A 402-nucleotide genomic window follows, 5' to 3' on the forward strand; every position below is an offset into this window, starting at 1 on the left:
GTTTCCGTGACCGATGGATGCCAGCCATGCCCGCCAAGCTCTCCGTGAACCTCAACGCCGTCGCCATGCTGCGCAACCGGCGCGACCTGCCCTGGCCGAGCGTCGAAGCGCTGGGGCGAATCGCCCTTGCGTCAGGAGCGAGCGGCCTGACGGTGCATCCGCGCCCCGACCAGCGCCACATTCGCTTTTCCGACCTGCCCGTGATCCGCAATCTGATCGATGACGAATTCCCGAACGCCGAGTTCAACATCGAAGGTTATCCCACGGAGGAATTTTTTGACCTCTGCGCCGGAGCCGCGCCCGAGCAGGTGACGCTGGTGCCTGACGATCCCGCGCAGGCGACCTCGGATCACGGCTGGGATTTCCGCAAGCACCGGGCATTTCTGACCGATGCCGTCGCAC

Annotated in this window: 1 protein-coding gene; it reads left to right on the forward strand. The window is 64.9% G+C overall.

The annotated features are described in order from the left end of the window. Positions 1–26 precede the first annotated feature (26 nt). On the forward strand, positions 27–402 hold a 376-nt coding region (locus K6M89_RS30655), incomplete at its 3' end, for a pyridoxine 5'-phosphate synthase (protein WP_222141869.1).

Origin of the sequence: Rhizobium croatiense (assembly GCF_019793465.1) — a bacterium.
In the GTDB taxonomy this organism is placed as follows: domain Bacteria; phylum Pseudomonadota; class Alphaproteobacteria; order Rhizobiales; family Rhizobiaceae; genus Rhizobium; species Rhizobium croatiense.